The sequence below is a fragment of the Porphyromonas gulae genome, assembly GCF_000765945.1.
GTDB lineage: Bacteria > Bacteroidota > Bacteroidia > Bacteroidales > Porphyromonadaceae > Porphyromonas > Porphyromonas gulae.
Map to the genome: position 1 here is coordinate 44,470 of NZ_JRAT01000012.1, position 18,797 is coordinate 63,266.

At 48.7% G+C, this 18,797-nt stretch carries 15 protein-coding genes; 7 read left to right on the forward strand and 8 right to left on the reverse strand.

What is annotated here, in order from left to right; genetic code table 11:
• Positions 1–254: 254 nt before the first annotated feature.
• Together HQ49_RS03720 and HQ49_RS03725 are read left to right on the forward strand one after the other, a co-directional pair.
• Positions 255–2,786 (forward strand): C10 family peptidase, encoded by a 2,532-nt coding sequence (locus HQ49_RS03720; RefSeq protein WP_039418531.1) that lies wholly within the window; start codon positions 255–257, stop codon positions 2,784–2,786.
• A 371-nt stretch (positions 2,787–3,157) separates the two neighbouring features.
• Positions 3,158–4,828 (forward strand): peptidylarginine deiminase PPAD, encoded by a 1,671-nt coding sequence (locus HQ49_RS03725; protein ID WP_039418532.1) that lies wholly within the window; start codon positions 3,158–3,160, stop codon positions 4,826–4,828.
• 153 nt (positions 4,829–4,981) lie between these two features.
• Here HQ49_RS03725 and HQ49_RS12605 read toward each other — a convergent pair whose 3' ends face one another.
• Positions 4,982–5,167 carry a DUF1661 domain-containing protein gene (locus HQ49_RS12605; protein WP_369794185.1) on the reverse strand — a complete coding sequence of 62 codons (186 nt, stop codon included), beginning with the start codon at positions 5,165–5,167 and terminating at the stop codon, positions 4,982–4,984.
• Here HQ49_RS12605 and HQ49_RS10670 point away from each other — a divergent pair.
• Positions 5,100–5,243, forward strand: a complete 144-nt coding sequence (locus HQ49_RS10670) for a DUF1661 domain-containing protein (protein ID WP_369794183.1) — start codon at positions 5,100–5,102, stop codon at positions 5,241–5,243. The genes HQ49_RS12605 and HQ49_RS10670 overlap by 68 nt on opposite strands.
• A 25-nt stretch (positions 5,244–5,268) precedes the next feature.
• On the opposite strand, the gene HQ49_RS03730 is transcribed toward HQ49_RS10670, so the two are convergent.
• The 6 genes from HQ49_RS03730 to rocD all read right to left on the reverse strand — a co-directional run bounded on the left by HQ49_RS03730 (position 5,269) and on the right by rocD (position 13,120).
• On the reverse strand, positions 5,269–6,804 hold the full coding sequence (locus tag HQ49_RS03730) for an MBOAT family O-acyltransferase (protein WP_039418534.1): 1,536 nt from the start codon (positions 6,802–6,804) through the stop codon (positions 5,269–5,271).
• Positions 6,805–6,813: 9 nt separating this feature from the next.
• Positions 6,814–7,659, reverse strand: coding sequence for an SGNH/GDSL hydrolase family protein (locus tag HQ49_RS03735; RefSeq protein WP_235290054.1), 846 nt, complete (start codon positions 7,657–7,659; stop codon positions 6,814–6,816).
• On the reverse strand, positions 7,640–9,034 hold the full coding sequence (locus HQ49_RS03740) for an SGNH/GDSL hydrolase family protein (protein ID WP_039418535.1): 1,395 nt from the start codon (positions 9,032–9,034) through the stop codon (positions 7,640–7,642). Before HQ49_RS03740 ends, HQ49_RS03735 begins: the two co-directional genes overlap by 20 nt.
• A gap of 211 nt (positions 9,035–9,245) precedes the next feature.
• On the reverse strand, positions 9,246–10,877 hold the full coding sequence (gene pruA / locus HQ49_RS03745) for an L-glutamate gamma-semialdehyde dehydrogenase (protein WP_039418538.1): 1,632 nt from the start codon (positions 10,875–10,877) through the stop codon (positions 9,246–9,248).
• A gap of 77 nt (positions 10,878–10,954) precedes the next feature.
• A complete protein-coding gene (gene ctlX / locus HQ49_RS03750) occupies positions 10,955–11,884 on the reverse strand; it encodes a citrulline utilization hydrolase CtlX (RefSeq protein ID WP_039418540.1) in 930 nt (309 codons plus the stop codon).
• A gap of 6 nt (positions 11,885–11,890) precedes the next feature.
• Positions 11,891–13,120, reverse strand: coding sequence for an ornithine--oxo-acid transaminase (rocD, locus tag HQ49_RS03755; protein ID WP_039418541.1), 1,230 nt, complete (start codon positions 13,118–13,120; stop codon positions 11,891–11,893).
• Positions 13,121–13,594: 474 nt separating this feature from the next.
• On the opposite strand from rocD, the gene panC reads away from it, so the two are divergent.
• Genes panC through HQ49_RS03775 form a run of 4 tightly spaced genes read left to right on the forward strand, consistent with a single transcriptional unit; the run spans position 13,595 to position 18,172 of the window.
• Positions 13,595–14,440 carry a pantoate--beta-alanine ligase gene (gene panC / locus HQ49_RS03760; protein WP_039418542.1) on the forward strand — a complete coding sequence of 282 codons (846 nt, stop codon included), beginning with the start codon at positions 13,595–13,597 and terminating at the stop codon, positions 14,438–14,440.
• Positions 14,430–15,977, forward strand: coding sequence for a glycoside hydrolase family 10 protein (locus HQ49_RS03765; protein WP_039418543.1), 1,548 nt, complete (start codon positions 14,430–14,432; stop codon positions 15,975–15,977). Before panC ends, HQ49_RS03765 begins: the two co-directional genes overlap by 11 nt.
• Positions 15,974–17,104 carry a radical SAM family heme chaperone HemW gene (gene hemW / locus HQ49_RS03770; protein WP_039418544.1) on the forward strand — a complete coding sequence of 377 codons (1,131 nt, stop codon included), beginning with the start codon at positions 15,974–15,976 and terminating at the stop codon, positions 17,102–17,104. The genes HQ49_RS03765 and hemW overlap by 4 nt, the downstream gene beginning before the upstream one ends.
• Positions 17,105–17,143: 39 nt before the next feature.
• The gene (locus HQ49_RS03775) at positions 17,144–18,172 is read left to right on the forward strand and encodes a threonine aldolase family protein (protein WP_039418546.1); all 1,029 of its coding nucleotides are present in this window, start codon (positions 17,144–17,146) and stop codon (positions 18,170–18,172) included.
• Between the two features lie 91 nt (positions 18,173–18,263).
• Here the strand turns inward: HQ49_RS03775 and HQ49_RS10340 are convergent, their stop codons facing one another.
• The gene (locus HQ49_RS10340) at positions 18,264–18,530 is read right to left on the reverse strand and encodes a DUF4248 domain-containing protein (RefSeq protein WP_018964416.1); all 267 of its coding nucleotides are present in this window, start codon (positions 18,528–18,530) and stop codon (positions 18,264–18,266) included.
• Positions 18,531–18,797: the final 267 nt, after the last annotated feature.

Here is an 18,797-nt window from a genome sequence, read left to right on the forward strand (position 1 = left end):
GCAACATTGACACATCGCCTTATATGAGTTCGGCGAAAGGGAAGTTATTTTCACCTCTTTATGCAAGACATGGCAGCATAATATAATTCTGACGTATTATGAGTTGTAAGAGATCGATTATTCAGGCTTTTGATTTACTTTGTAAGTGGTTATGAAAAGGGACTAAGAAGCTTTTCTTCTTTCACAAAGAATCCAACGCCATCGTAGGTTGCTCTAAAGCCAAAAAATTCTCATAATTAAGAATATCATTCTCAATGAAAAAAAGTTTTTTTCTAACCATAGCAATGCTCTTAGGCTTTGCTATGACAGGGTACTCTGCTCCTATCACGAAAGAGCGAGCTTCGGCCTTAGCTCGTCTGACTTTGCGACAGGCATCATTACGCACCGGACAACCAGTAGTTTCTGATAAAATTTCCATCGACTACGTCTACCGACAAGGAGATGCAGAGCGCGGTACTGTATCAGCAGAGGGCGACTCCTCGCCATATTTTTATGTAGCCAATCGCGGCACGAACGAGGGCTATGCTCTCATTGCAGCAGATGACAGAATACCGGCAGTTCTTGCCTATTCCCCCATTGGACGTTTCGACATGTACAATATGCCGGACAATCTACGTATGTGGCTACAGGTCTACGATCAGGAAATATCGATGATACTTTCGGGAAAAGCCAAGCCCAACGAAGAGATATTGCGCACGAAGGAAGTACCCGAAGAAGTACATGCTCTGATGGACAATGGCAGTTTTGCCAACGATCCGATGAGATGGAATCAGGCATATCCTTGGAATAATAAAGAGCCACTCCTACCCAATGGCAAGCATGCCTATACCGGATGTGTGGCTACAGCAACAGCACAAATCATGCGCTATCATAGCTGGCCTCTTCAGGGTGAAGGGGCATTCAATTACGACGCGGGACCACTGGTAGGCAATTGGTCCGGCGCATTCGGTGAAACGTACGACTGGAGCAATATGCCCGGTAATCCGAACTTTGATAATCTGAGCGGAGCCCAAGTAGATGCTTATGCCACACTGATGCGTGATGTCAGTGCATCTGTAAACATGAATTTTTATGAAAATGGAAGTGGTACCTACAGCGTTTATGTCGTGCGAGCCTTGCGAAACAACTTTCGCTACAAACGCTCATTGCAGCTACACGTACGCGCCCTATACACCGCACAGGAATGGCAGGATATGATCCGAAAGGAACTTGCCTCCTCAAGACCAGTCTACTATGCAGGAAACAACCAGAGTATGGGGCATGCTTTCGTATGCGATGGCTATGCCTCGGATGGTACTTTCCACTTCAATTGGGGCTGGGGAGGTGTTTCCAACGGCTTCTATAAACTTACACTCCTCTCTCCCACCTCACTGGGTATTGGAGGTCAGGGGATCGGATTCACTATTTATCAAGAAATCATTACGGGTATCGAACCAGCCAAAATTCCGTCCGAAGCAGGCACAGACGCTTTGCCGATTTTGGCTCTGGAAAGTATATCCACTGTGTATACCTCCGGACTAGGTTTGAATGTAGATTATTCGGTTTATAACACAGGAGAAGAAAATTCAAATCTGGACCTTGGCTATAGACTAAATAACGCCAACGGAGAAATCACTGAGGTGAAAACCTCATCCAACAACATCTTTTGGCATGGATATGGGGCGTTTTCAGAACTTTTCTTGCTGGATTCGAATGTACTTCCTCAAGGAATTAACACGATTACACTACTCTATCGTCGAACCGGCACAGAACAATGGGAACCCATACAACGCATACAGGGGGGATATGTAAATAGTATTAAAGTAAATACGACAGATCCGAACAATGTCGTAGTGACAGTAGACGATAATAAGGGCGAACTCAGCATCATCCCCAATAGTCTCATCGCAGATCTCAATTCTTACGAGCAGAGTTCTATAACCGTGCGATTCAGTAGCGATAGCCCGGACGAAATCCGCACACCGGTAGCTTTTGCTCTATCTACGGGAGTTACAGCAGACAATCTCATACCATTGGGTTGGATAATGGCCGAGGTACCGGGCGGCAGCAATGACTATCCGGTTGTTTTCTCGACAGAAGTTCTGACTCTTATGGAAGGTGATTATACTTTATGGTATAGATTTTCTGCCAAAGAAGGAGTGGATGAATGGAAAAAAATAGAACGAGTATCTGTAAATACACCGAGTGTGTACACACATCCGCTATTCGAGGTGAATCATAACCAAACTTCTTCCTATATGCTGGACATGGCTGATGATAGAGCATTGCCACCTTTTACGGTAAAAAATATTGGATTGCCCTTCAACGGTAATTTGGTCGTTATCTTCCGCCAAACACAATCCTCTTCGGGATCCTTATTGGTAGCCCAAGAAACAGCGCATATCCAGCAGGGGGAAACCTTCGTGTATAAGCCCCATGTGGAAGGTTCTATCCCCGATGGCACTTATCGTGCGACGCTCCATGCATTCGTAAATGGACAACCACAGTTGTACCTAAAAGGCAAAAAAAGCTATACGGTAAAGATCGTTAACGGTACAGCAGTGGAAGCGATAGCCTCTACAGAGAAGATCAGCGTATTCCCTCGCCCGGCAAAGGACTACGTTGAAATATCTGCTCCCACCGTTCCGCAAGAGACTGCTATCATTCTTTTCGATATGTCTGGCAGGATTGTTCTAAAGAGCAGTTTATCAACAGGATATGGCAAAATGAATATCAGCCACCTTCCCAATGGCACCTACATTCTTAAGGTCGATCGACACACGACAAAAATCAATGTAGCACATTAAGAAGATATAACAACCAAGTACAATTATAATAGTAGCAGAAAGAGAGCGGATGTGGAAGATTATCTTCACACATCCGCTCTCTTCTTTATATATTCTTGTATAAGTGATACATTCATGTAGTAATAGAGGATTCCATTTTATTTGAATACACAAAAATCAAGAAAACAGGCCTGCTATATTTCATATTGACTGATTTCTTCTAATTTTACGCACGATAATCAAGCAGAAAACCTATTACCGAATCAAAGCAACTGAGGTTGAATCCGTGTAAGGATATTTCTCAAATTACCGCCAATCGGTGATCGCCGTCATTTTCCTGAAATATTAAGACATGCTTAAGAAACATACTCATAACACAAAACGTATCTGAAATGAAAAAGCTTTTACAGGCTAAAGCCTTGATTCTGGCGTTGGGACTCTTCCAACTGCCGGCAATCGCCCAAACACAAACGCAAACGAACGGAAGAAACTATCAGTTTGCAACAGAAGAGATGCAACGAGCATTCCAGGAAACGAATCCCCCTGCAGGCCCTGTGCGTGCTATCGCTGAGTACGAACGCTCCGCAGCCGTTTTGGTACGCTATCCGTTCGGTATCCCAATGGAATTGATCAAAGAGCTCGCCAAGAACGACAAGGTGATTACCATCGTGGCAAATGAAACCCAAAAAAATACCGTTACAACCCAATACACCCAAAACGGTGTGAATCTCTCTAATTGCGATTTCATCATTGCGAAAACCGACTCTTACTGGACACGCGACTATACCGGTTGGTTCGCAATGTACGATACGAACAAGGTAGGTCTCGTGGACTTTATTTATAACCGCCCTCGTCCTAACGATGACGATTTCCCCAAATATGAAGCACAATATCTGGGAATCGAGATGTTCGGCATGAAGCTCAAGCAGACCGGTGGTAACTACATGACAGACGGATATGGATCCGCTGTACAGTCACATATCGCATATACGGAGAACCCCTCTCTATCTCAAGCTCAAGTAAATCAAAAGATGAAAGACTATCTCGGCATTACACACCATGATGTGGTACAGGATCCGAACAATACTTACATTGACCACGTGGACTGTTGGGGTAAGTATCTGGCACCGAACAAAATCCTCATCAGGAAAGTACCTAACAATCATGCTCAGTACCAAGCTCTGGAAGATATGGCAGCCTACTTCGCAGCACAGACCTGCGCATGGGGAACGAAGTACGAGATATACCGTGTTCTGGCCACCAATGAACAGCCGTACACGAACTCTCTGATTCTGAACAACAGAGTATTTGTTCCTGTCAATGGCCCCGCTTCCGTGGACAACGATGCTCTGAATGTCTATAAGACAGCAATGCCCGGTTACGAAATTATAGGTATTAAAGGGGCTTCAGGAACACCATGGTTAGGAACAGACGCCCTGCACTGTCGTACTCACGAAGTAGCAGATAAGGGCTATCTCTATATCAAGCACTATCCGATACTTGGCGAACAGGCCGGTCCTAATTATAAGATCGAAGCAAACGTCATCTCATGCGCCAATGCTACTATATCACCGGTACAATGCTACTACCGTATCAACGGTTCCGGAAGCTTTAACGCTGTAGATATGACCATGGAGTCCACAGGTCACTATACATACAGCTTTACAGGTCTGAACAAGAATGATAAGGTAGAATACTACATCTCTGCCGCAGACAATAGTGGTCGCAAAGAGACTTATCCCTTTATCGGCGAACCCGATCCTTTCAAGTTTACATGTATGAACGAAACCAATACATGCACTGTCACCGGAGCTGCCAAGACTCTTCGTGCATGGTTCAATGCCGATCGTTCAGAGCTGGCTGTCTCTGTCAGTTTGAATGCTGCCGGCACATACCGGATCAAGCTATACAATACGCTGGGAGAAGAAGTCGCTGCGATGGACAAAGACTTAGTAGCAGGAACAAGTGTCTTCAGTATGGACGTATTTTCCCATGCTCCGGGTACTTACGTTTTGGTTGTTGAAGGAAACGGTATCCGTGAAACGATGAAGATCGTCAAATAAGACCTTACGGGAAAGAGTATTCTGAGAATAAACTTCCCCAAGTAGAAAAAATAGGGCTGTGTGGATTCTTCTCCGCACAGCCTTTTTTCTTTGAGTCATTTACACACGAAATGATAGCCCGACACCAGAGACGTCATCGACTCTCTCCATTTATCAATTTAGAATCATCTGAATAATATGCCATGAAAGGCCATAGCGAGAACCCCGGTAGACAAACAAACGAATGGATCTATGGTCTCCAAAAACGTGGCGCGGGAACTTTTTCGTTCTGGTGTGGGAAGTAAAAAATTCTCGCGCCAGAACGAAAAAGTTCCCGCGCCACGTTTTCAGAAAACTCAGACCCCAATCGGAGCATTTTCGGGCTCGCAATTTCTCTGCCTGTAAAATTCGAAGGCCCTTTACTTCATCCGCTTAGAAAAAAGAAGATCGGGTAAGGCTGTTTAGAACTGGAAATATATGAAGGGCTGTATTTCCGAGCTGCGTACCTGAATGATGGTAAAGATCAGGAGAACGAGCATCAGAGTTTGCAAGACGAACGGAGCACGCTCAAGCATGGATTGTGCCTTGCTTCGCTTACCCTTACCGACAAAATGCAACAGGTAACCCGTGACCATCAGTACGACAACGCCCTTGTAGCCGGCAATGAATTGGAAGAGAACTTCGGGATGGAAGTTATTGAATATTTGTCCGAGAATCTGTCCGGCCACTGCCATCGAATCGGCTCGGAAGAAGATCCAACCGAAACAGACGAGGTGGAAAGTAATGATCCGTCCGAGCCATCTGCGCCAAAAAGGCATATCCGTGGACATAGCCCGACTCGACGGAAAGATCTCGCACCAGAGTTTGTGTACGGCCAATGCCACTCCATGGATAGCTCCCCACAAAATAAATCGCAAGGCGGCACCATGCCAAAGACCGCCGAGAAGCATCGTCAGCAGAAGATTGATATAGGTACGGATTTTCCCTTTCCTATTCCCCCCCAATGGTATATACAAGTAATCCCTGAGCCATGATGAAAGGGAGATATGCCACCTGCGCCAGAACTCGGTGATATTGGCCGACTGATAAGGTGAATCGAAATTGATATTGAAGCGGAAGCCGAGCACCAGAGCTATACCGATGGCCATGTCGGAATAACCGGAGAAGTCGCAATAGATCTGTAGGGCATAGCCGTAAACGCCGAGCAGGTTCTCCAAGCCGGTGTAAAGTGTCGGAGCATCGAATATGCGATCCACAAAGTTCAGGCTGATGTAGTCGGATATGATTGCCTTCTTAAAGAGCCCCCCCATGATCAACACCAGGGCTTCGGCATATTCTTTCCTTTCCAACACCGGCCGGCGATAGATCTGTGGGATAAAATCTCGTGCACGGACGATGGGACCGGCTACCAGTTGGGGGAAGAAAGAGACGTAGAAGACATAGTCTATCCAACGCTTTAGGGGCTGCACATGACCGCGATAGATGTCGATGATATAACTCATCGTCTGGAAAGTATAGAACGAGATCCCGACAGGCAGTATAATATCCCAATTCTTCCACTCGGTCATGATCCACTCAGGGCGATTGGTCACGAGGCCGATTTCCTGAATGAGAGAGAAAAGCATCTCACCGAGGAAATTGAAGTATTTGAAATAGGACAATACACCCAGATTGATGCACATACTGAGTGCCACAAGGAGTTTGCGCCGAACCTGGATCTGCTGACGGGACAAAAAACGGCCGATGATGAAATCACTCGTAGCAGCCGCTAAAAGAAGCAGGACAAAAAGACCGCTGCTCTTGTAGTAGAAATAAAGAGAAAAGAGAGATACATATACGATCCGCAAGCTGGTTTGCCGGCGTAGCAGGATGTATAGCGGAAGGAACAAAAGGAAGAGGATAAAGAACGTCCCGCTGGAAAAAATCATGGGAGCGGATGCATGATACTGCAATAGATCCCAGAGACGGGATATATCCATCGAATCGAAAAAATGCATGCTAACGAACTATCTTTTATAAGGCTTGGGCTGGCTGCTCCGATCCACGTTAGGGCCATCAATCGAACCGAGCAAGGCGTCAGCTACCAGCCCTCCATGACGGGTGTATCCACCGATCGTATAGTGTATGTGATCCGCGTGCATCAATCCGCTACGCAACCATTGACGAGTTTCGGTCTCTCCGCCTATAGCGGAAGAGAGGTCGAAGCATGCCATACCATGCTCCAAGGTGTACGATCGGATAAGACGGGAGGCCTTTTCCGTATTGTCATTAAAGTGATAGGTGGTTTTATAACGATTTCTACGACGTTTGCTCCCGTTGCGTTTCGAGCCTGCCACCTTGACGGATCGGCGCAGGTAAGACGGCGGAGGCGTGGTCAGGATGAATGGCACATCATCCAAAGCTTCACGCAGCATATTGAAAAAGATCTCCATATTTCCCCGCATTTTATCTTCGGAAAATTGGAAAGTATACGAATCGTTGGTCCCCAGCGATACAATGACGAGGTCGGGTTGCACCGCTTTGATCTGCTGCAGGTATTTATCCTTATTCTGAGAGAAAGAAAAATAACTCGCCCCGGGAACACCTATGCGTTCGAAGCGAACTTTATCACCATATTGGGCAGCCAATTTGGCTGACATGGATCGGGTAAAATATCCTCCACTCAGATGGCTATCGCCAAGGTGGAGAACCGTAACCGGCTTCTTGTTCGAATCGGCTACTCTGATGTGCTGCCATACTTGGTCGAGATATCCTTCCGGTTCGTACCAAAGCGAGGACTGCCCAAACGACAGCCCGGAAGCTGTAGTAAGGCAGAGCAGCAATAGTATGAGTCTACTCACGAATGGCATCATAATACTTTTTTTCAAAATCAAATGCTTCAATCATTTTCTTGGCCAACTCCCGTCCACCTCGGTGTGCCAAATGCGTGTAATCTCTGGCCGCCCAGCCTTTATCGGCCATTCGGGAAATACCTCCCAACGAATGCATAGCTCTGAGTGTACTCCAGAAAGCGACACCGTACTGTTGGGCAAGAGCCTGCTGTGCAGAATGAAGAGCAATAACGCCGGACATCGTCCGGATTCCGTTTGCAGTACGCTGCGCCCTGTCGGACACGCTCATCAGAAGGATGTCGGCCTCCGGACACACGCTCCGAAGGATTTCGATCACTCCTCCCATCTGCTTGGCATAATTGCTATAGTCTTTTTGCTTATTCGAAGCGACGTTAAGTCCATATTGCAGGATGATGAGATCATAATTGCGGAGAGAGGCAAATTCCCGGCTTACTTCCCGATTGATGGATTTGAGAAGAATACCCGAATTGCCACGAATGGACATATTGTCGACCGAAATACCTTGTGCATCCTCCAATGCGACACCGAAAGATACAAAATCTTGTCCCCCGGAAAGAACACTGCATTTGATACTTCGTTGCGGATCGCTGCTCAAAGTGTATTGGCCCACGGTTTCCGTCGGAGGGAGGATGACGGTGAGCGTAGTATCCGAAGTCTCTATACGAACCGAGGCCTCGTCCGTAGACTTATAATATAGTATCGCATGACCGAAGTTCGGCTGTCCCAAAGGCATCGCATAACGTACCCATGCTCCCTGCTTGGGGCGATAGAAATGACCGGTGAAGGGATAATGACCTTTCTTCGAACGAAGTAGAGAATGATCGTCCCACTGCCTGAACTCATGACGAATACTTCCTCTAAATCCTGCCACCTCGGAGGTAATAGGCATCCACCCTACTCCATTGCCACCGAAACGCTTTTGCAGGGCAGCACGAAGAGCATCGGTGAAAATATCACCTTCGATAAAGGAATCGCCCAATACGGCTATCCGAATAGGCCTGCCGAGAGTTGACCGCTCGGTTATACTCGTATAGAAACGTTTGAGTGCCGTCCGTGAAGAACTATAATCCTCTATAGGGATAAAGGTCGAATCAGTTACCGTATTTTGCTCAAGCAATTGGCTATAAATAGCACTTCTGCGCTTATCGGATTTGGTTCTATTATCTGTATTATTCTCGGAGGGTGGAGTGTGTTTCGGAGCAATAAGTACCGCGGTAGAATCGGGTTTTACTCGGCGAACATCGCTTAGGAGGTCTACCGGCTTGAGCTGCCAACTCCCTATCTGCTCGGGCAGATAGAACAAAGCAGCCAAGAGAATCGCTGTCACTACAAGTAACAGCCAAAAACGTGCCATCTGATTACGCTGGCCTTCCATAAAATTATCTGTCGGATTCCTCTTCTTTTATAGTGGAAATTGCGCGCAAAGATAAACGTTATACAACTATCTGAAAGCATGGCACCAATTTTGTTCCTTGATCAAGGTCGAGAAATATATTCTAAAAAAAGAGACTGCACTCCAAAAGGATACAGTCTCTCAATAAACGGGATGCGACCAAGTACGACTCTTCCCGTAGCAAAAATTTGGATCAATCCTTTGCCAAGAACGGATAGGGATAATCCGTAGGAGGCACGAAGGTCTCCTTCACGGTCCGCGGATTGCACCAGCGCATCAGGTTAAGTGGTCCGCCCGCCTTATCGTTCGTTCCACTGGCACGTGCACCGCCAAAAGGTTGCTGCCCGACAACGGCACCCGTCGGCTTGTCATTGATGTAGAAGTTGCCGGCGGAGAAGCGCAGAGCATCCAAAGCCTGTTCGATGGCATAGCGATCGCGAGAGAAGATGGAGCCGGTCAGTCCGTAACGGCCGGTGCTGTCACAAAGACGTAGCGTATCGGCAAAGTCTTTGTCCTCATAGACATATACGGTCAGGACGGGACCGAACAGTTCGTCCGTCATCGTAGCGTAATGCGGATTCGTCGTTTCGATAACGGTAGGCCGGATAAAGTAACCCACGCTCTTATCTCCTTCACCGCCGAATATGATCTTGGCATCCGGATCTCGTTTGGCGGCAGCCAAATAGTTCATGATATTATCGAAAGAGGCTTCGTCGATAACGGCATTGACAAAGTTGTCGAATTCCATTACGTCTCCCATTTTGATACTGTCGAGCATATCGCCCATCACCTCTTTCACGCTCTCCCACAAGGAACGAGGAATATAAGCGCGACTTGCTGCCGAACACTTTTGTCCCTGATACTCGAAAGCTCCGCGCACAAGAGCCGTAGCCACTTCGCGCGCTTCTGCCGAGGGATGAACCATCACGAAGTTCTTTCCTCCCGTTTCGCCCACTATACGCGGATAGCCACGATAGCGATCTATATTGCCGGCGATGCTCTTCCACAGGGTGTTGAACGTAGCTGTAGAACCGGTAAAATGGAAACCGGCCAAGTGTTCGTTCGCTGTGGCTACCCGACCGATCAAGCTACCCTGTCCGGGAAGGAAATTGACCACACCATCAGGCAAACCGGCCTCTTGGAAGATTTTCATAAGGAGGTAGTTGCTATGAAGGGCTGTAGTGGAAGGCTTCCAGATAGTAGTATTCCCCATCATGGCCGGTGCCAGATTGAGGTTGGAGGCAATACTGGTGAAATTGAAAGGCGTAACGGCCAAAACGAAACCTTCGAGCGAACGGTATTCCACTCGATTGAGAATGCCTTTTTCGCTGATAGGCTGATCGGCATAGATCTGTCCGGCATAGTAGGCTCCGAAACGCAAGAAATCGATCAACTCGCAGGGAGCATCGATCTCTGCCTGCATCGGATTCTTGCTCTGCCCAAGCATTACGGAGGCAGCCAACTGATAGCGATATTTGGTGGAAATCAATTCTGCGATGCGCAACATTACGGAAGCACGCTCAGTCCATGGCAGACGGCTCCAATCCTGACGAGCCTTTTCGGCAGTTTCGATAGCTTGGAGCACTTCTTTCTCCCCTACCCGATGATAGGTGGCCAGTCGGACAGCGTGGTTGTGGGGCATCACCACAGTGCCGGTATCGCCCGTTCGTATCTCTTTGCCTCCTATGATAACAGGAATCTCTATAGGCGTAGACAGTTGGCGTTGAAGCTCCTCTTTCAGTTTTTTTCTTTCCGGCGAACCCGGAGCATAGCCGTAAACCGGCTCATTGACCGGCTTGGCAAAAGTAAAATGCGAATTATTCATTGTTTTTTATTTCTTCTTGTATATGATTCTGATGAATGGCGGGATGAAGCTATCGAAGCATATTTGCTCGTCCTTCATTATCCCTGAGGCAGGAATATCTCTGCCAACATACAGCGTGCGGAACCACCGCCGTTCTTTTCGATCGTGGTCAGTTCCGGAGCTACGATCGTACTGAACCCTTCTATTTCAGCTACCTGCTCTTCAGTCAAGGAACGGCGAGCCTCGGCACTCATCACCAACAGGGATTGGCCTGTCTCGCTCTCCACTTCGAGCATATTGCCGGCGAAGTGTTCCACCTGCTCCGTACTAATGGCTATGATGCGGTGTCCTGTAGCAGTCAGGCTATTCACCACCATACTGCGCTCGGCTTCGTCTCTGATACACTCCAAACAAACGATCGCATAGCGCGAAGCTACGCACATCATCACATTGGTATGATAGATAGGAGCACCATTCGCATCTGTGGCGGTAAAAATCAATCCTTTGTAGTCCAACTCCCGACAGAACTCTTCCAACACCTTCGGATTGGTACGTTCGGATGAGCAGCAGTAAGCTATACGATTGACCCTGTCCAATACCATACTGCCCGTACCTTCGAGAAAACAATTGTCTCGCTCGTAGCCGGAGAGATTGATGATGCGTTCTACCCCTTCCATTTCACCAACGGTAGCCAATACGGGTAATTTCCGCTCTTGCTGCCTGTTAGGTGCATACATGGGGTAAAGCACCAATTCGCCTGTGACATGCGTGCTGAACCAATTGTTCGGGAATATCGAGTCGGGTGTATGAGGTGTCTTCGAATCCTGAATGACCCATACATCTACTCCGTGTTCGCGCAATAGATTGACGTAGTTGTCAAACTCTTTTTTCGCTTCCCTTGCTACTGCTTCGGGTACTCCCGTTTCTTTCTGGAAGCTGTTGTTTGTGGCCGTCTCGGCATTAAATCCAAAGAGAGCCGGGCGCACCATCAGCATGCGGTTCGTGGCCTGCTTGCGAATAAGAGCCATGAGTGTTTACTCTAAGACCTTGATGGATTCCTTGATAATCTCCACAGCCTGCGCCAGCTCCTCACGTGTGATACAAAGCGGTGGAGCCAAGCGAATGATATGGCGATGCGTCGGTTTGGCCAAAAGTCCGCGCTCGGCCATTGCCTCGCACACGTCCCATGCCTCGTGTCCATTGTGCGGTTCGATGACAATGGCATTGAGCATACCTCGTCCACGTACCAATTTCAGTAGAGGACTCTTGATTTTGAGCAACTCTCCTCTGAAATAGTGTCCCAGCTCTTCGGCTCTCTCCGGCAAGCGTTCTTCTTTCACCACCGTAAGGGCAGCCATCGCCACCTTGCACGCAAGGGGGAATCCCCCGAAAGTGGAACCATGCTCACCCGGCTTGATCGTAAGCATGACCTCATCGTCAGCCAATACGCAACTTACCGGCAATACTCCACCGGAAATAGCTTTGCCAAGTACAACAATATCGGGACGAACGTCATCATGATCGCAGCAGAGCATCCGCCCCGTTCGTGCGATACCGGTCTGCACTTCGTCAGCCACAAAGAGGGCATGGTACTTACGACAAAGCTCCGCAGCACGACGGATATAGCCATCATCGGGAACGAAGACACCGGCCTCGCCCTGTATCGGCTCTACTACAAAAGCAGCTACATGGTCTTTGTGCTCCTCCAAGGCCTTCTCCAAGGCTTCTATATTATTATATGGTATATTGACGAAGCCCGGTGTATAAGGGCCATAATCGGTATAGCTGTCGGGATCGGAACTCATGGAAACGATACTGATGGTGCGGCCATGGAAGTTGCCATCGCATACGATGATGACAGCTTTCTCTTCGGGTATTCCTTTCACACGATAACCCCAGCGACGAGAAAGTTTCAGAGCTGTCTCCACAGCCTCCGCACCCGAATTCATCGGCAACATCTTATCATAGCCGAAATAATGGTGCATAAACTCTTCGTATTCACCCAGACAATCGTTGTAGAAAGCTCGTGAAGTCAGACAGATTTTTTCCGCTTGCTCCTTCAGTGCCGCTATGATTTTCGGATGACAATGCCCCTGATTGACGGCACTATAAGCAGAAAGGAAGTCGAAATAACGCTTCCCATCCACATCCCACACATAAGCACCCTGACCACGAGAGAGTACCACCTCGAGCGGATGATAGTTGTGAGCACCGTAGCGATGCTCAAGATCAACATAATACTTTGCTTTTTCGGACAAAACCATAATTGATTCGGTAGTAGAATTAGGACGGTATATCGAGGCAGACCCAACAGATATGCCCCATACCTTATATTCAAGCCAATATCGGCGGCATCAAATATAGAAAACAAATCAATTGGAATTATCATTCTGTCAATATTTTTAGAACCACACAAACAAAATCATAGAACAATGCAAATTTCACAAGACAAATCAACCAACCATCAACTCTCGTCCATGATAAGAAAAGAAAATAAAACCTTGTAATATGGTGATTTTGACGGCCTATAAGAAAGTTGTATCAGAAGAGGAAAAAGGTCTAATAAACTCATTATACTCTTCAAAAAACTCTGTGACTATAATCATTAACTAAACTGTCCCTATTCTCAATGACTTTTTTCGGTGCATGCCAATACGTAAATAATCTGTTCCTTTGCAAAAAATTATCCCCGAGAGATTTATCGCTCAAGTCGTAACAGAAGAACAAATAATACCGCTATGGAAATTTTCAATACCGTCGCTTCGCTCAAGAACTTTGTGGCACATGCCCGCGCCAAAGGGAAAACCATCGGCCTCGTCCCCACAATGGGAGCCTTGCACCGAGGACACATCAGTCTGATCAACCGTGCCGTAGCCGATTGCGACATTTGCGTGGCAAGCGTATTCGTCAATCCTACACAATTCAATGATAAACGCGATCTGGAATGTTATCCCCGCACACCGGAAGCCGATGCAGCAGTCTTGGCAGAAGCCGGCTGTCATGCCGTATTCATGCCCTCCGTAGAAGAGGTATATCCCGAACCAGACACTCGCGTATTCGATCTGGGCAGTGTGGCAGAAGTGATGGAAGGCAAGTATCGCCCCGGACACTTCAATGGCGTGGTGCAGGTGGTAAGCAAACTCTTCATGATGGTGGAGCCGGACAAAGCATATTTCGGGGAAAAGGATTTCCAGCAAATCGCTGTTATCCGCAGCATGGTAAGCCTGTTGGGTTTACCGGTTACGATCGTAGCCTGTCCTATCATCCGCGAAGAGGACGGCCTTGCACTCAGTAGCCGTAACATCCGTCTCAGTAGCGAAGAACGTGCCATAGCTCCATCCATCGCTCGTATCCTCAAACAAAGCCGCACACTCCGTCCCGCACACTCACCTGAACTCGTTACGCGATGGGTGACGGAAAGCCTCAATGCCCTGCCCCATCTGCAAGTGGAATACTTCGAAATAGTAGACGGAAATTCCTTACAAAGGATCGACAACTGGCAGGATACCGACCATGCCGTGGGTTGTATTACGGTGTATTGCGGAGAGGTTCGCCTGATCGATAATATCAAATATGAAGATTAGCTGTCTCACTGGGTGGTTCGTCGGTATTGCCACACTGCTATTCACCAGCTGCGGCACTAAAAAGGTCGTACCCTCTCCCCCCACAGTGAAGCCTCTTCCGGACACGGCGATTGCAGCTCCTGTCATCGAACCGTGGGTCAGTCCGGTGAGAGAGGAGATGCGTGGGGTATGGCTGACCACCATATACGGACTCGACTGGCCGCAACGCTCCGCTCCTACAGCCGAAGGACTGCGAAAACAGAGAGAAGAACTCTGCCGTATTCTGGACAGGCTCAAGCGTGAGAAGTTCAACACCGTGTTCTTTCAGGTGCGTCATCGCGGAGATGTCATTTACCCCTCTGAGATAGAACCCCAATCAACCATATTCACCGGAGTAGGCAAGCCCGACTACGACCCACTGGAGTTTGCCCTGAAAGAGTGCCACAAGCGAGGTCTGGCTTTCCATGCCTGGCTGATCGTCACTCCCTTGGGACCGGACAAACACATACGTTCGCTGAAAGGCAAATCGGTCAAAAGTCGTCATCCCGAATGGTGTGTACGACACAATAATCTATGGTACCTCAATCCGGGCATACCCGAAGCAAGAGCCTACTTTGCATCCCTCGTTCGTGAGATCGTAGAGAAATACCCCGTTGATGGCATTCACCTCGACTATATGCGCTATCCGGAAAAAGCCAAAAGCTTCGACGATGCTGCCACCTATAAACGATATGGGGGTAATATGGATCCGGCAGCTTGGCGACGACGCAACCTGTCCGATCTCATGGCGGACGTTCACCGAGCCGCTACGGAAAAGACTCCGTGGGTACAGGTAAGCGTGGCTACCATCGGCCGTCTGAGAAAGCTCTCCGGTAGGCGCGGTGGCGACTGGACAGCCTACGAGGGAGTACATCAGGATCCGGTAGTCTGGGCAAAGGAAGGGAGTGTGGACTTTCTGGTGCCGATGCTATACTACCGTGACGACCTCTTTTATCCCTTCCTCGAAGATTGGAAAGCGCAGCTACCCGATCTACCGATTATACCGGGATTAGCCACCTATCGGGTTGTGGACAACAGTCGGTGGCCGGCTCAAGTCATCGGAGAACAAATCGACTCCGCCCGTCACATGGGATTCCCCGGTGTCTGCTTCTTCCGAGAAGATCAGTTGCGCCATGAAAGCAATGGCATACCGCAGATCATTCGCGAGCGATTCGCTGAAGACGTGGTACCTATCCCCATACATCGCAAGGGTTTTGCCACCCCCATAAAAGCAGAAACTCCTCGGCTGACACGCCGGACAGATGGCAAAATCGCTGTGAGCTGGAATAAAGCTGTCGGAGAAACAGCTAAAGTATCCTATCGCCTCTTCCTCAGAAGATTCGACACCGCCGGCCAGATGCAAGACAGGCTGGTGGCTGACCGCATCGAAGACAACTCCTACCTGCTGCCCGGGGAACTAACAGCGGAAGCCACGCGGATAGAAGTACGCCTCCAAGCCGTCAATAAAATGGATGTGGCCGGCCCCATATCCGCTCCCACAAGTATAGAGATCAAGTGACAGGACTATACATTCATATTCCTTTCTGTGCCACGCGCTGCTCGTATTGCGACTTCTATTCGCAGACGAACAGCGCGCTTCGTTCGGAGTATATACAGGCACTGATCGCCGAAATGAGTATTCGTCGTACCGAAGTCGCCGATACGATCGGCACCCTTTACTTCGGAGGAGGGACTCCATCGCTTCTTTCCCCACAGGAAATAGGCCGTATTATAGAGCAGGCCTATAAACTTTTCTCATTTTCTTCCGATGTCGAGATTACCTTGGAAGCCAATCCCGACGATCTGAATACAGGTTATGTGCAGGAACTTCGCACTCTGCCGATCAATCGAATAAGTATGGGAGCACAGAGTTTCCACGATGAAGACCTGCACTTCCTCAATCGTCGGCACAATGCTCGCCAAGTGTACGAAGCAGTGGATACCTGCCGCAAAGCAGGACTTACCAACCTGAGTATCGACCTTATTTACGGTCTGCCCGGGCAGACACCTGCTCGCTGGCAAGAGAATATCTCCGCAGTACTTGCTCTCGCCCCACCCCACCTGTCCGCCTACCATCTGATATACGAAGAAGGAACACCCCTGACATGCCTACTCTATGCAGGAAAAGTGCGCGAAGTGGACGAGGAAGTAAGCCTCGAACTTTTCCGCATGCTCCGCGAACAGCTGACAGAAGCCGGCTATGAACACTACGAGATTTCCAATTTTGCCCGTGCCGGTTATCACTCTCGCCACAACAGCTCCTATTGGCAGGATACTCCCTATCTGGGTCTTGGCCCATCGGCACACAGTTTCGATGGATGGCGCACAAGGCGGTGCAATCCCTCCGATATAAGCCGATACATAGCCTCCATGGCAGCAGGGAAGCCCCTCTTCACAGAAGAAATCCTGACCGATAACGACCGTTACAACGAAGTAATCATGACCCGTCTCCGCACTGCCCGTGGTTTATCGCCCGATCAGGTAGGCTATCTCTTCGGAAAGGAATCTGCCGAACGGTGTATTCGGACAGCTGCTCCTTTTATCCGCGACGGTCTCCTCCACGAAGAAACCGATGGACGAATACGGCTCACGGAAAAAGGGATATTCCTCTCGGACAGGATTATTTCCGAATTCTTCATCGTCTAACCATCTCCGGCACAAGACCAATACTCCCCAATATAGCTTATGAGCAAGATCAGCTTCAAAAACGACTATACCGAAGGTGCGCATCCTGACATACTGCACGCGCTGGCAGATACTAATTTCGTTCCACAAGAGGGATACGGCTATGACTCCTATTGCGAGGAAGCGCGTGCAATGATCCGCCGCGAATGCAATAAGCCCGATGCCGAAGTCTATTTCGTATCGGGTGGGACGCAGACCAATCTCTTGGTGATCAGTCACCTGCTCCGTCCACACGAAGCTGTCATAGCAGCACAGTCAGGGCATATCAACGTGCACGAAACCGGTGCTATCGAATCCACCGGACATAAGGTCTGCACAGTACCTACTCCACTCGGCAAACTCAGTGTGGAGCATATCCGGGAAGTCCTTGCTTTTCATACGGACGAACACATGGTAAAGTCGTCCATGGTCTATATCTCCCAATCCACGGAGCTGGGCACACTCTACTCTCGTCATGAGCTGTCGGATCTGTCCGCCTTTTGCCGTGCAAACGGTCTCCTACTCTATCTCGACGGTGCCCGTATCGGTTCGGCGGTCATGGCAGAGACCGAGGACAATCCGACCCTGACCGATATAGCCACCCTGACCGATGCGTTCTATATCGGTGGCACCAAGAACGGAGCACTCCTCGGAGAGGCCATCGTCTTCCCTCGTCCACGTCCGGACGATGCTTTCCTCTATCAAATCAAGCAGCGCGGAGCCATGTTGGCCAAGGGGCGGGTGCTGGGCATCCAGTTTACCACGCTTTTCCGCGATGGGCTTTACTACCGGCTTGCAGCTCATGCCAACAAAATGGCAACAGATCTGGCGACAGCCATCTCCTCCTGCGGTTATTCCTTCCTCTACCCTCCGCAAACCAATCAGATCTTCCCGATCCTCCCCAACGATCTGATCGAAAGGCTGAAAGCCACATTCGACTTCTACGTGTGGCAAGCCGTATCACCCGACAGCTCAGCCATTCGTCTGGTCACTTCGTGGGCTACTCCGCCGGAGAATGTAGCCGCATTTGCCGAATATCTTTCCCGCTAAACTCCTTATATATACTGAAAGGGGGCATGCCGAAAGCCGCAAATCACGACTTTGACATCCCCCCACAGGCAGACTTTTCAGCTATTGTCCGTCAAGGACAAAAATCTTCGGGCGAACCAAGATAGGCTGTAAGAACGTTGAGCATAGCCGGTGTCAGGGATCGCTGTCCCAGAGCATAACCATGTTCTCTCATCGAATTGAGGAGATCTTGATCCCCGTAGATGATTCTTCGCAGGGCACGTGTACCGGAATTCGGGGTAAGATGTGGGAAGTAGCGTACGGCTACTTCTTTGACGCGATGGACTCGGAATGGGAATACATCCTCCCGTGCCGATGCGCCGTTAGATTCAACTTTCATACTGGTATATGTTTTTATAGAATAATGATGAGTGCCGAACAGGCTGAAAAATGCATCGCCACGCCTGCCGGCAGACTAATGCAAAGGAATACATTTCACACCGATCTGCCGATACTTTTCGCACCGAGTTATCAACAGTGAAGGCTACTTATTCTTGTGATTATAGATATGAGGGATCGGAGGACTCAGAGTAATCTGAGTAATCTGAGTAATCAGAAAAGTCAACGACTCAAGAAGAGAAAGGAATCGTTTGCTCCAAGAGATTCG

Excerpts from the sequence above, each read along its gene's own strand:
- HQ49_RS03720 (WP_039418531.1), top strand. The coding sequence starts at position 255 with ATGAAAAAAAGTTTTTTTCTAACCATAGCAATGCTCTTAGGCTTTGCT.
- HQ49_RS03725 (WP_039418532.1), top strand. The coding sequence starts at position 3,158 with ATGAAAAAGCTTTTACAGGCTAAAGCCTTGATTCTGGCGTTGGGACTC.
- HQ49_RS03730 (WP_039418534.1), bottom strand. The coding sequence starts at position 6,804 with ATGCATTTTTTCGATTCGATGGATATATCCCGTCTCTGGGATCTATTG.
- HQ49_RS03735 (WP_235290054.1), bottom strand. The coding sequence starts at position 7,659 with ATGATGCCATTCGTGAGTAGACTCATACTATTGCTGCTCTGCCTTACT.
- HQ49_RS03740 (WP_039418535.1), bottom strand. The coding sequence starts at position 9,034 with ATGGAAGGCCAGCGTAATCAGATGGCACGTTTTTGGCTGTTACTTGTA.
- pruA (WP_039418538.1), bottom strand. The coding sequence starts at position 10,877 with ATGAATAATTCGCATTTTACTTTTGCCAAGCCGGTCAATGAGCCGGTT.
- ctlX (WP_039418540.1), bottom strand. The coding sequence starts at position 11,884 with ATGGCTCTTATTCGCAAGCAGGCCACGAACCGCATGCTGATGGTGCGC.
- rocD (WP_039418541.1), bottom strand. The coding sequence starts at position 13,120 with ATGGTTTTGTCCGAAAAAGCAAAGTATTATGTTGATCTTGAGCATCGC.
- panC (WP_039418542.1), top strand. The coding sequence starts at position 13,595 with ATGGAAATTTTCAATACCGTCGCTTCGCTCAAGAACTTTGTGGCACAT.
- HQ49_RS03765 (WP_039418543.1), top strand. The coding sequence starts at position 14,430 with ATGAAGATTAGCTGTCTCACTGGGTGGTTCGTCGGTATTGCCACACTG.
- HQ49_RS03775 (WP_039418546.1), top strand. The coding sequence starts at position 17,144 with ATGAGCAAGATCAGCTTCAAAAACGACTATACCGAAGGTGCGCATCCT.
- HQ49_RS10340 (WP_018964416.1), bottom strand. The coding sequence starts at position 18,530 with ATGAAAGTTGAATCTAACGGCGCATCGGCACGGGAGGATGTATTCCCA.